We start from the raw sequence: 12,348 nt of genomic DNA on the forward strand, positions 1-12,348 counted from the left end.
ATGTGCTTTACGCAATGATGCGCGACGAGACACTTTATTGCCCCGCACCACTCGCAAGCGCTTGACGAACCAGATAGGGACACCCCCTCAGCTTCTTGGCGATCTCGCTGGCGTATTTATTTTTACCCGGAGCTCGCGAATTTGATATCGTTCGTCTCGGGTCAGGTATGTATATCCCATGTTCGTCAACTTTCGACTGGCTGTGCACAAGGCGCGAGTGCTCCCGCATGTGGCCTTTCAACACGTTAGCCAAAGTTGCGCTTCTTATGTGAATCTGCGTTTCAACAACTTTTATATCCTATCATTGTGACAGCGCCAATATTTGTGTTGCTAGTGGAAGATGATCTCGATCTGGCTGAACTCGTTATCGAGTATTTGGAGTCGGAATCCATAGAGTGCGACGTCGCCTATAACGGGGTTATGGCCTTAGAGTTAATTAAAAGCAATCAATATGACATTATCATCCTCGATATCATGCTACCTCGCATGGATGGGCTGATTTTTTGTTCAACGATTCGAAAGCAGGGCAATTCAACTCCCTGCCTAATGTTGACAGCAAGAGATACCTTGGAAGAGAAACTATCCGGATTTGCTCATGGCGCAGACGATTACATGGTCAAACCGTTTGACCTGCGAGAATTGGTGGCTCGACTGCATGCACTGGCACGGCGTCAATCCAATCCATCCAACGTAATCCAGGTCGCCGACCTCCTTCTGGACGTCACCAACCGTCGGGCAAGCCGCAATGGTCGCCAGCTCTCACTCAGTCCTATTGAGTGGAAGCTGCTTGAACTTTTGATGCGGGAAAGCCCGAAGGTTGTGACCAGATTCCAGCTTGAAACCTTGATATGGGGCAATGAGCCACCGTCCAATAATGCCCTGAAAACGCAAATTTTCCGCTTGCGGCAGATTGTCGATGGGAATAACGAAGTACAACTGCTGCACACGGTACGCGGTGTCGGCGTCGCCCTTAGGGCCAATAGTGCATACCACCGTTAGTATTGGCCGCCACATCCGCAGCCGGGTCGCGTTACTGGTTGCGGCATTTATCATCATATATTCAGTGACGATAAATGTCGTTTATAACTGGGGAATCTTCGACTCCACGCACTATTTCCTGAGTCTGGAAGCGGATCGAGTGATCGACGAGCTTGAACGCACTGGACGCCTTCCGCCCGAAACCAGTAAGGACACGCATTATTTCAAAAACAGGGCACAGCTCTCTGAAAAACTCAGCAGACTGTTTCCTTACAAAAAGCATCAAGATGGCAAGCTGTTAAGCTATGAAACCGATGGCGACGTTATCTATTTGTTACCCTACCGGTGCCCGAAAACCGGTCAGTTCTTCTATGTATCTCACACCTACAAAGCCTCGGAAGATGTCTACGAGCCAGGCCTGACCATTTCCCAATTGCAGTTCCTGCTCGCCTTGTGCGTGCTCATTATCGTTATTGTGCTGGCCAGGAATATGGCATGGTCGATCACCAAACCGGTTCGCGCGCTTGAAAAACTGACCTCGGCCATCCGGCCTGAAGCGGAAGAGCGCGCGACCTTGAGGTCGCAATTGAAGTTCACAGAATTAGTTTCGGTTGCCGACCGCCTGGCGGAGTCGGTCGCGATCATCGAAAGTCGCAATCAGCGAGAGAAGAGTTTCCTGCGTACGTTGAGTCATGAGTTGCGCACCCCCTTGGCGATCACAAAAGCTGCGCTGAATCTTCTGGAGAAGAATGCGGATGGACTCGGCGCCTCACACCTCCGCAAACTGGAGCTCGTACAGCGCGCCAATGACAACATGCTTTCGACCACAGAATGCCTTTTGTGGCTATGGGGAGGTAAAGACAGACCCTTGGCCAGGGAAGACGTATCCGTATGCGCGATAGTCTCCGACATCATCTCGAACAACGCCTACTTACTGCAAAGGAAATCCGTGGACGTGACCCTCGATATACATCAAGATCTCGTCTACTGCATTGAACGAAATCTGTTCGAAATGACGATCGGGAATCTGGTACGAAATGCGTTCCAGTATACCGACATGGGCACCGTCGAAATACTGGCTGACAGTCGGCAAATAACCGTCAACAACCCGATTTCCGGACAATTTGACGATCATGAAACCCCCGCCCCAATTTCATCATCCATCGAGGACGACTATGGCTACGGTATAGGGCTATATCTCGTTGAAAACATTTGCGCCCAGCAAGGTTGGCTGCTGGAGATCGGCCGGCGTGAACAAGTATTTTCGGTTCGCATTGCACTGTCACCCGCAGCCGTTTGACCACGCATTGAGCTGGCGTTCCTGGTAAGCAGCGGGCTCCGCAATGCCCTTTCCGCCCCTTTTGGGCAGTTCCAGCGCAAGATCCGGCTGTTACCTTTCTGTTACCGAGGCTTTGTTACGCTTGCGAACCACCGTTCAGGCATCGTGGCAGGCGGTGGCGGCATCCACGCACCACCTAATAACAGCCGCTCTGAGTTGAACTTAAGCGTTTTTTTTCCAGCCAACGGGGCTCCGCCTGCAGTTGCCAGTTACCACCCATCCAATTTTGCGAGCATTCCTCCATGTCCGAACACATTTTAAAAAAAAATCCCGCTGCGACCGGCTCAGTTTTTGACCGTCGCAAATTCTTCCGGACTGCCGGCGCATTTGCCGCATCGACGCTGGTTTTCCCTCTGAGCGGTTGCGGCGGTGGCGGATCGGAAGAAACCCCGGCGCCGGCGCCAACACCCGCGACGCCGACTCCAACCACCTGGTTGGCACCCAAAGAAGGCGCACAGCATGCCGCAACCTGGATGGCTTATGGTGCGACCGTATCGGCGTGGGGAACGCCTTCGGTGCCGAATAGCCAACTGGCCATCGATGATATCTCCAACAGCAGACCGGTGGCGCGCGAAGATCTGATGCGGATCGCCGCCCAGTTGTCGCGCTTCGAAGTCATCAATGTATTGGTTGCCACAGAAGCCGATAAAACCGAGGCCAACGGCTACCTGGATTTAATGTTTGCAGCCAGTCCCGTCAATGCAAAAAATCAAATGTTCAAACGCAGCCTTGCCGACTTGAGCGATGTCAGCAAGAAATTCGGAACCGATGGCAGCATCAATTATCTAGAACCTGCAGGCATGCTTTTGCCCGCCATGAATCGTGCCAATATCGTTCTGACCATTCAGAACGTGAATGACTTGTGGACGCGCGACACCGGACCGGTTTTTGTCAAGGGCTCGGACAGCAAAATTTACGGCGTCAACTTCAACTTTAACGGCTGGGGGCAGGAAAATGTCAGGACCGGCCTGACAGGTTGGGTCAAAGATCCGCTGAAGGCAAAGAACGGTATCGTCGATCAGAATATCGATGGCGACAAGCTGGTCGCTGCCTCCATCAACAGCAAACTGGGCGTGCCTGAAATAAAAACCTGGGTGACGATGGAAGGTGGCGGCATAGAACTCAACGGCCGGGGCCTGGCGGTGGCGACGGATAGCTGCATCATCAATAACAACCGCAATCCCGGCAAGACCAAGGCTGATTTTGAAGCCGAGATGAAGCGCGTGCTGGGGGTGGAAAAAATCATCTGGGTTCCCGGCGTCAAAGCGCTGGAGATCACCGACGGCCATATCGATTTTTCTGCGCGCTTTTCCAACGACAACACCATTATCTACACCTGGGACGGCGGCACCGTATCGGCAAGCGACCCTACCCCCAGCAACGACGCTAAAGTGAAGGTGGCACTGCTGGCGTATCAACTCCAAGTGGCGGGCTGGAGCGCGGCGGACAAACTCAAATACCTGGGTTCCGCAACTGCCGCACTCAATCTGGTGGAACTGCCGTCGCCGGATCCGGTGCTGGTAAAGAGCGCGGTAAACAGCAGGAATCCTGGCGTTTCGATGAGCAAGCGCGCATCGTTTGGCGACACGTTTGCCGCCGGTTATGTCGGCTATTACGAAGCAAACAACTGCATCCTGATGGCGCAGTTTGGCGATCCGGACCTGGACAAGGCGGCCTTCAACAGCCTACGCCTGCGCTATGCAAACCGCATCATCATCCAGATCACCACCGATGGCATCGCCAACGGCGGCGGCACCATCCACTGTGCGACTCAGCAGCAAATTGCCTAGGCCAGGCTGGCACCATGGCCTGCGACAGCGGCAAGGTTTACTCAAATGATAGAAACCTCTCGCCGCAGAGGCGCAGAGGTGTCATTTCCTTCTGCCTCTGTACAGCGCGCATCTGATCTTGCGCCATGCCTGCTTAAGCCACGAAATTTCTGATTTTTTTGCGATGAATGCCGACGGTCAATCTGAGGCTGTCTTCGCTTTTACTTATTTGACTGGCATCCAGCTGATGCCGTGTTCACGGCACAGTTCAGGGACGGGGGAGCTGCCATCGGCTTGCTTGAGGATGGCGATGATTTGGCTGTCGGCAAAGCGGGAAGTCTTCATGCAGAACTTTCAAAAATCTCAGTTTAGAAAATTCTACTTTTAAACGCGATCATTTAGTGGGGGGGATTACTCTTACAATTTGCACCAGAACCGGCTGGATCAATTGTATCGGGCTAAATTAATCTACCAAGATATGAATAAATATACTTAATTGATGGCGTTAATTTCATCAATGAAGATTGTCAAGGTGCACTAAGCTTATTGGGCATCTCTGATGGGGGACAGGAATTAATTCCTTGTTCTAGACACTGCAATTCAACTGGAAGCAAAATATCTCGATTGGCTAGGCTGCCGGAGTGATCAGGCATACAATTTGATGACTACCGCGTTCAGACTATGTCCTGTAACCGCAAATTCTCAATGCCAATCGTGTCAGTATCCGAACAGTGTCGGCGGTTGGGGTTGTAAGTAGCTTCGGCTATTTGTTATTGTCATTGACAACTCTTATATGACCGTGGCCGCAGTTTTTATAGACTTGTACCCCATCTCGAATATTGGGGCTGGCATTTTAAATATGACGGGAATGACATTGTGACCATTTCACCGATTGCCACCACCAATATCGAGGCCATCTTTGTTGAGCATCATGGCTGGCTGCGCGCACGTCTTCGGCGTAATGTCGGTGATGCATTTGTTGCCGATGATGTGGCTGCCGAAACCTTCGCACAATTGCTGGCCGCTCCGCTTGCGCAACATATTCGTGAACCTAAAGCGCTATTGACAACCATTTCGCAGCGCATCGTCTATGAAATATGGCGCCGGCGTGACCTTGAACAGGCCTGTCTGCAAGCGCTGGCGCATACCAGCGGCGAGCAATATGCAAGTTCGCCGGAGGATCAAATACTGTTGCTCGAAGCGTTGCGTGCCATGGACCGCGCGTTAGCCGGGCTGTCTTCCCGCGAATGCGTCGCGTTTTTGCTGTATAAACTCGACGACCTGACCTATCCGGAAATTGCGCTACAGTTGGGGATATCGGCGAGTGTCGCAAGAAGATACGTCGCGAAGGGACTCCTGCAGTGCTACCGGGCCTGTGCCTTTACGCCTCTGACCTGAATTTTGACTATGACCGAAGAAAAGATCGTCGAACAAGCGATTGAATGGATGCTGCGCCTGGAACTTCCTGATGTCACCAGCGCTGATCGCGCCGCTTTTGAGCGTTGGCGTGCTGCAGAGCCACGCCATGAAATCGCCTACGCCAACCTGACACAGTCGGTTCGTCAATTTGATGTGCCGCGTCAACTGGGGGCGACAACGACGGTATTGCGCGCCACATTACAACAACAGAAAGATCGTCGCAAAACGTTACGGCGGATCGCTGCCCTGGCTGGTCTGAGCGTCGGCGCTGGAGCGCTTGTCAATCAGGTCACGCCGATCCTGGACATGAACGCCGACCTTCGCACCGGCACTGGCGAGCGTCAAACCTATACGCTGACGGACGGCAGCATCGTGACATTAAACGCACGCAGTTCGGCCGACCGCTGGGTAGACCAGAATCGTCGCTTGATCAGGTTGGCGGCCGGCGAATTGCAGGTCCAGGTCGCGCCATTAGCGCAGCGTCCGTTCCTGATCGAAACAGCGCAGGGTAGTGCAAGCACTCTGAGCGGCACGCTATTGGTTCGTTCTGTGGCGGAACGCACGGAAGTCGTATCTCTGCAATCGCTTGCCAACTTAACGACGCGGAATGGGCAGAGCGGGCAGCTGCAACCAGGTCAGCATACTTGGTTCAACCGGGACGCAGTTGCCCCGATTCAGATCAATCGCGGTAGCGAGAACTCATGGGTCGACGGCTACTACACGGCATATAACGCAGCTTTGATCGATGTGATTGCTGCCTTGCGCCCCTATCGCCGCGGCGTGATCCGAGTCGATCCTGCGGTGGCGCAACTAAGAATCAGTGGCGCTTTTCCACTGGATGATACCGATCATGCGCTCAATGCGCTGGCTGCCACTCAGCCTGTCGCGGTTGCGCGCTTTACCCCATACTGGGTCACGATTTCTGCGTTGGCGTAGCAGTCCACCGTACCGTTGATTGCGCGAATACTCCCCCTTGATGACGCTGTCATAATCGCCGAAAACGACGATAGTCCATCATTTTTTAAATCTCGCTGATCGCAGCAGCAAGCGGCTTGGCTCAGACTCTTTTCCTCTTATACGACCATGCAATATCGCTGTGCAACCAGAGTCATGATGTCTCCCCTTGCCGTATCTCTGCTGGTCGTTGCCACTACTTCGGTTTGGGCGAATCAGGCATTCGCTGCACCGGCTCCGTCCGTCAAATCCAGCTTCAATATTCCTGCCGGCCAGCTGGCACAGGTACTGGTGGCGATTGCCAGGTCCGTCAGAGGCATTATCCTGTTTGATCCGGCGTTGGTAGGATCGTTGAAATCTGTCGGGGTCAACGGAAGTTTCACCGTCAACGACGCGCTGCGTGAGGCCATGCAGGGAACCTGCCTGGAAGCTATTGCCAATCCCGACGGATCATTTGGGGTGCATCGGGCTGCGGTCAAAACAGCGTTGCCGGCCGCTCCGGAAATTCTGCCGGCACCAAATGTCTCCTCCGAACCTGCACCGTCGGTACTGCCGCCGATCGTCATCACTAATTCTATCGAGACCGGCCACGGTTACCACGACACCGGATTCATCCCACGCAACACCCGCTCTGCCACGCGCACCGACACGCCGCTGGCCGATATCCCCCAATCGATTCAGGAAGTGACAGCGGATCTGCTGGAGAGTCAGCAGGCGCAATCGGTTGTAGATGCCTTGCGCAATGTCAGTGCAGTCACGTTCGCGCGCGGCAGCGGCGTTGACCAGGCCGCGACCATCTACGTCAGAGGTTTTGTCGCGCCCGTCATCAAGAATGGGGTGGCGGACCTGGTCTCACTGACCAATGTGACGAATGGCCGAGGAGCAGGATCGCTGTCCATCACCTCGTTGGATATTCCGATGGCGGCGGTTGAGCGCGTGGAAGTGCTTGGGGGAGCCGACTCCATCATTGCCGGCGGACCGATGGAGCCGGGCGGCGCCGTCAACATCCTCACCAAACGGCCGCAGGCAAATGTGATCAGGGAGGCGACGTTAGAGATAGGTAGCTATGGCCACCGGCGTGCAGCACTCGATCTGGCTGGCAGCCTGTCGACAGATCGAACCTGGACTTATCGTACGGTTGTCTCCGCCACAGGCGATGCGCATACATTCGATGGCTATGACGGTGCGCGCGAACTCTACCTGGCGCCGTCAGTAGGCTACCAGCATGACGGTACTTCCATCGTGGCGGGCGCAAGCCATCAGCTCACTCGCTCCCCGTTTGGCGGCTACCAGAGCGCGCAACTGACTGCGCAGGGACCTGGACCAGATCTACACACTAACCCTTGGGGACGGCCTGACGACCACAGCTATTCCGCAAAAACGGAATTTTTCTACGATCTTGAACAACGCTTATGGCAAGGCTGGGCGTTCCTCAGCAAGGCACAATATGCCAAACTGCGCTATGACGCGGCGGGTTACGATAATTGCGTCCAATCCGCACTGGGCTCAAGCACTGGAATTTGTTTCCTTGATCAGTCCAGCATTACTAGCTACAGTCGAAACATAGAAAACAGTGTGCGTGGAAAATTTCAAACCGGACCGTTGCAACATACGATGTTGATCGGCATGAGTTATGGCCAGACACGACTGGGCGCATATAGCGATGCGAGCTGGCCGGACAGCGTCATCGTTCCTTGGCCTCTGTCTCAGTTGCATCTACCGCCTGTCACTGGTCCGAAAAACCTCGTCACAAGCGATGACACGTTCTATACCACCAATTTTTTCTTGCAGGACCAGCTGACTTGGGGCCGCTGGCATATGCTGGCCAACGTAGGTTATGAGCAGGAACGAAATAATTTTTCCTCCGATATGGATAGTGACGGCAGAGTGCACGACACGTCACCGCCTAAGAACGTGCCCGTCTATAACATTGGCATCGCCTATCGGCTCAGCGAGAATGCTACACTGTACGCAAATACTTTTCGCAGCTTCACGCCGGGTAACACAATTCTTGATTCCACCCTGAATGGCGGTCCCCCAGGTGTAATTGTCGCCCCTCCGACTACCGGCAAGTCGGCTGAAATAGGTGTCAAACTCAATCTGCTAAATAATCGTGTGACATTCTCCGCTGCAGTTTTTCGGGCGACACATGCAAACGTGCTACAAGCTATAAGTGCACCGACTGTCACGTCCACTTATGCCGATTACGTGCTACTTCCTTCCACCGTTAGTCGTGGAATTGAATTGAACATTGCGGGACGGCTGATGGCCGGCTGGAATTTGACGGCGAGTTATAGCTATATCGCCTTTCAGTACGCCAAACCGCCAGGCCAGGATCCCCAAATTTCGCAATTTCCCCGGCACCGCGCCAGCCTGTGGACCACCTATGATTTGCAGTCAGAAGCCTGGCACGGCTGGGGGGCAGGTCTTGGCGTCACCATGCGCAGCGCGTATGCGGCGTTGGGGGACACCGATGCGCCCGGTCACATAGCGGGCCAGACGCGCACCGATGCCAGCGTCTACTATAAATCACGATACTGGACAACGACACTTGGCATCAAAAACCTCTTCAATCGTCGTCTCTATAGCGACTTTGCCACATCTACGGTGGGCGTCGAACCAGCCCGTACGCTGCTGCTGACCAATACTTTCGAGTTCTGACCGAGGCTGATATTTCCCATAGATCGGAAAATACCGTCACCGTAGCCGCAGAATGAAAAAATAATTTGTAACAGACCGTCACTTTCTTCATCCCGTTGCACATACAGAACATAAAGATCCGATAAATTTCTTTTTGTTCTGACTTGACGATGCGATATAAATATGGTCCTGGACCGGTGCTGCCTCACATGGCGCTATTACCTTTGCTTCTGGCAAACGTAGAGTCATCGTGGGCATGTTATGTACTATCCACATTCGCTCTGTTTTTTCATTTTCTGTCCCGTAGACTTATGCGCGCTTTGCGCCAGGCATATGCATTAACGGCAACGACCGCTGAACGCCATGGCCTGTTTAATTGAGCGTTCCTTCGCCAGCTTCAATCCGCCCGCGCTAAATCTGCATTGGTCGCTAACGGTGGAAGCGGCGACATATTCACGCGCGTCGGTCGAATGATCCGATTCGACAACGCTCATCCGCAAAATCTGGCGTTATCGCCAAAATTCGCCATGTTTGCCAGTCTGCCGTCTGGTTTACACAGCGGTCGCCGCGTCAGCAAGACCATCCCCGTCGATTTACACACCTGCCTGGCGCATGCACGGCCCGGCCTCTCTTTTGTCGCAAAACAAATCAAACTAAGCGTCAGAGGCGTTATTCACTATCATCAGACGCGGCGCTGGCTCGCCTATTGGAACTCAACGCCAATGCTCGCCGAGCTGGCCAAAGCCACTCCCAGGCTGTTGCAGAAAATCTACCGTCCTTATCAGTCACTACGCTTGCGCAGCCAGGACCGGTTCAATATCCTGGTGAGTCAATACGATTTCGTTGCCGTGCTGAACCAAGCGGTTGCTATCGTGTATCAATTATTTCCCCAGCTGGCTACAAATTCCCTTGCTGACGGGTGCCGCTTGCCTGTCTGATGTAAAAATTCCGGAGAGCGCAATGCGCAGTTCCCTCTTTACCTCGTTGTTTGCCACCGCTTTTTTATCGACGCATTCGCACGCGGTCGACCCGCTGCAAACTTATCAGCAGGCGCTTGGCAAAGATCCGATATATACCAGCGCGCGTTATGCATTCAGCGCTGACAGCGAAGCCAGTGTCCAGGGGCGTGTAGCCTTGTTGCCCACCATCAATCTTGGGGGCACTTATAGCCGCGCAGGGGACACCGGGCATATCGTCAATGACAATTACAACCTTTCATTTACTTTGCCGCTTTTTCGGCCAGTCTATTGCAGCTCGACGGTACACAAGTTGCGTGGCCATCGATCAATAGCTCGAGCAGCGCTGTCGGGTGGTGCGTGGCCAAACCCTGTCCTCGGTAGGCTCACGTCGGCGCCGACAAATCCAGTTGCTCGATCACCTCCGCAATGAAGCGCGCCAAATACCTCTCCGGCAACCACTCCCATACCGACGGCGCCAACAGATATTTGGTCTGGAATCAACTGAAATGAGCTCGTTCATGTTTTTCTCAGAGGACTTGTTATTGGATAAACGTAATTTAACGTTGTAAAAAAATAGGAGTTTTAGACATGATGAAGCACATACTTAAAAGTATCGCTCTGATCTTCGTGATCATTCAGCCGATGTTGGTGCATGCCGAATATGTAAATACCTATACCTGGGCGCTGGACGACGAAAAAGGGCACAACAATTCGGGTTTTCCTCTGCTTTCTAAATATAAGCCTAGCGACTCTCTTTCGAATGATTATGCGGCTCCGTCGGGAAGGCCTTTATTATTAGTAGAAAACAATCAATTGACCTTAGATTGGTATGACGGCGTGAACGTCACTAACTCTGCCCCCAACGCCAAATCCAAAGAATTTAGCGCAATCTATCGTGCTCGAGCTTCAGCAAAGTACGTGAACACCGATGATCCTGTGACGTTTCAGAACTGGGCATTCATACGGAAATTTATTTTCTTCGGTGGAGATGTAGGGGTGGGTGCCCATGTGCTCGCTCCGGACCCGAAATGGGTCGACGCTGCACATGCAGCTGGCGTGAAAATCTATGGCACAGTTTGGCTGGCTCCACTGGCTTATGGCGGCTCCGTAAAGATGGCGCGGGCAGTGTTTGGTACTCACGACGACAATGTCAAAGATCCCAAGGATATCAGTGGCTATAATAGATAATATCAAAAATTTAGTCCTGATAGCGCAGCAACTCAATTTGGATGGATGGTTCATTAATTATGAAAGCTATGACTCTACTTATGATTCGAGGGGTGTGAGCGGGCAAGTTTCTCTCCTGATGAAAAATGTGTTCCCTGACTATAAGAAAATGTTCAGGGGCGTGGAATTTATTGTCTATACTCCGCGCGATGTATGGTTTGGACCGCATAACTGGAACCGCTTCGAGGGCGATGTTATGGACAACAGGATTGCTAATTTTGGCCGGTCGGTAGATCCTGATTCTGCAGGTTTATGTCTCAAAGATTGGGCCGTTAAGAGTCCTGGCGTTGAGAAATCTTGCAGCGGTGTTGCCGCGATGTATGCCAGCAAAGACTACTTAATGTTCCTGGATGCCCCATTCTGGAATAACAAATACAGCACACGCATGAATGCTGCCAAGGCAAGCGCCTGTAAATTTTTTCAAGGGGCGAAGGACGGAAATGACGTGTGGGAGGGTTTTAAGTATTACACGCAGATGCGTTACCCAAGTCGCAATGAAGTAACAAATCTTCCAACAAATAAAAAAGATCAATTGTGCAATGGAGACGTAGTCTCTTTGGCCAAACCAGATCCTAAGTTGGTGCTTGCTCTATCGTTGCCATTGAATGTTTATGCCAGCGTAAAGGCCCCTGGAGACCAAAACTATCAGTCTTATTGCGGCACGAACTCCAGTGACGTGTCGGATCAGACGTTCCGTCCAACTTGTGACATTTCGTCTAAGCAAGGTAGTGGAAAATTCGAAATCAGATTTAACTTCGCAGCCGAACGGGGATTCAGAGAAACGGGAGAACTCCTGGCTAAAGAGTCGCTGCAAATACGTCGCGCTGTTGCTGGAAGTAAAAGAAAACCTGTCAAGTGCGAAGCTAAATATGACAAGGGGGCCGGGACCAAACTGGGAGGTCAAAATATAATGACTACCTATGCCACATGTGAATTTGTTGTAGAGAAAATAGTTGGATCGCCGCGGATCGAGGATGTGCTGCCGGGAGGGTGTAATTAGTTTTGTGTAAACGGTCATTTGGCAAGACACTGCCACCATAGAGGAAAAAATGACCTACGTAAA

The 12,348-nt window shown here is 52.5% G+C and carries 9 protein-coding genes and 2 pseudogenes; 9 read left to right on the plus strand and 2 right to left on the minus strand.

Translation table 11 applies throughout. The features are described 5' to 3' along the window. The first annotated feature begins 333 nt into the window (after positions 1–333). The 3 genes from AC07V8_RS25390 to AC07V8_RS25400 all read left to right on the plus strand — a co-directional run bounded on the left by AC07V8_RS25390 (position 334) and on the right by AC07V8_RS25400 (position 4,107). Positions 334–999 (plus strand): response regulator transcription factor, encoded by a 666-nt coding sequence (locus AC07V8_RS25390; RefSeq protein WP_494681132.1) that lies wholly within the window; start codon positions 334–336, stop codon positions 997–999. Then, complete coding sequence (locus tag AC07V8_RS25395) at positions 983–2,278, plus strand: sensor histidine kinase (RefSeq protein WP_494681131.1); 1,296 nt, start codon at positions 983–985, stop codon at positions 2,276–2,278. The genes AC07V8_RS25390 and AC07V8_RS25395 overlap by 17 nt, the downstream gene beginning before the upstream one ends. Positions 2,279–2,559: 281 nt before the next feature. Continuing rightward, positions 2,560–4,107, plus strand: a complete 1,548-nt coding sequence (locus tag AC07V8_RS25400; RefSeq protein ID WP_494681130.1) for an agmatine deiminase family protein — start codon at positions 2,560–2,562, stop codon at positions 4,105–4,107. Between the two features lie 222 nt (positions 4,108–4,329). Here the strand turns inward: AC07V8_RS25400 and AC07V8_RS25405 are convergent. Beyond that, positions 4,330–4,431 (minus strand): annotated as a pseudogene (locus AC07V8_RS25405) (transposase); the annotation flags it as partial. Between the two features lie 531 nt (positions 4,432–4,962). Here AC07V8_RS25405 and AC07V8_RS25410 point away from each other — a divergent pair. From AC07V8_RS25410 to AC07V8_RS25425, 4 genes are all read left to right on the plus strand, one after another. After that, positions 4,963–5,484, plus strand: a complete 522-nt coding sequence (locus AC07V8_RS25410; protein ID WP_494681129.1) for a sigma-70 family RNA polymerase sigma factor — start codon at positions 4,963–4,965, stop codon at positions 5,482–5,484. A 9-nt stretch (positions 5,485–5,493) separates the two neighbouring features. Further along, entirely contained in the window at positions 5,494–6,441 is a 948-nt protein-coding gene (locus tag AC07V8_RS25415; protein WP_494681128.1) for a FecR domain-containing protein, read from the plus strand. A gap of 174 nt (positions 6,442–6,615) precedes the next feature. Further along, positions 6,616–9,120 (plus strand): TonB-dependent siderophore receptor, encoded by a 2,505-nt coding sequence (locus AC07V8_RS25420; protein WP_494681127.1) that lies wholly within the window; start codon positions 6,616–6,618, stop codon positions 9,118–9,120. Between the two features lie 449 nt (positions 9,121–9,569). Further along, a complete protein-coding gene (locus tag AC07V8_RS25425) occupies positions 9,570–10,037 on the plus strand; it encodes a DUF535 family protein (RefSeq protein WP_494681126.1) in 468 nt (155 codons plus the stop codon). Between the two features lie 314 nt (positions 10,038–10,351). Here AC07V8_RS25425 and AC07V8_RS25430 read toward each other — a convergent pair. Further along, positions 10,352–10,540: pseudogene (locus tag AC07V8_RS25430) on the minus strand (transposase); the annotation flags it as partial. Positions 10,541–10,646: 106 nt separating this feature from the next. On the opposite strand from AC07V8_RS25430, the gene AC07V8_RS25435 reads away from it, so the two are divergent. Together AC07V8_RS25435 and AC07V8_RS25440 are read left to right on the plus strand one after the other, a co-directional pair. Continuing rightward, positions 10,647–11,246, plus strand: coding sequence for an endo-beta-N-acetylglucosaminidase (locus AC07V8_RS25435; protein ID WP_494681125.1), 600 nt, complete (start codon positions 10,647–10,649; stop codon positions 11,244–11,246). Further along, positions 11,230–12,285 carry a hypothetical protein gene (locus AC07V8_RS25440; RefSeq protein ID WP_494681124.1) on the plus strand — a complete coding sequence of 352 codons (1,056 nt, stop codon included), beginning with the start codon at positions 11,230–11,232 and terminating at the stop codon, positions 12,283–12,285. The genes AC07V8_RS25435 and AC07V8_RS25440 overlap by 17 nt, the downstream gene beginning before the upstream one ends. Positions 12,286–12,348 lie beyond the last annotated feature (63 nt).

Source organism: Collimonas sp. GW821-FHT02H07 (assembly GCF_059421505.1).

Excerpts from the sequence above, each read along its gene's own strand:
- AC07V8_RS25400 (WP_494681130.1), top strand. The coding sequence starts at position 2,560 with ATGTCCGAACACATTTTAAAAAAAAATCCCGCTGCGACCGGCTCAGTT.
- AC07V8_RS25425 (WP_494681126.1), top strand. The coding sequence starts at position 9,570 with ATGATCCGATTCGACAACGCTCATCCGCAAAATCTGGCGTTATCGCCA.
- AC07V8_RS25435 (WP_494681125.1), top strand. The coding sequence starts at position 10,647 with ATGATGAAGCACATACTTAAAAGTATCGCTCTGATCTTCGTGATCATT.
- AC07V8_RS25420 (WP_494681127.1), top strand. The coding sequence starts at position 6,616 with ATGATGTCTCCCCTTGCCGTATCTCTGCTGGTCGTTGCCACTACTTCG.
- AC07V8_RS25415 (WP_494681128.1), top strand. The coding sequence starts at position 5,494 with ATGACCGAAGAAAAGATCGTCGAACAAGCGATTGAATGGATGCTGCGC.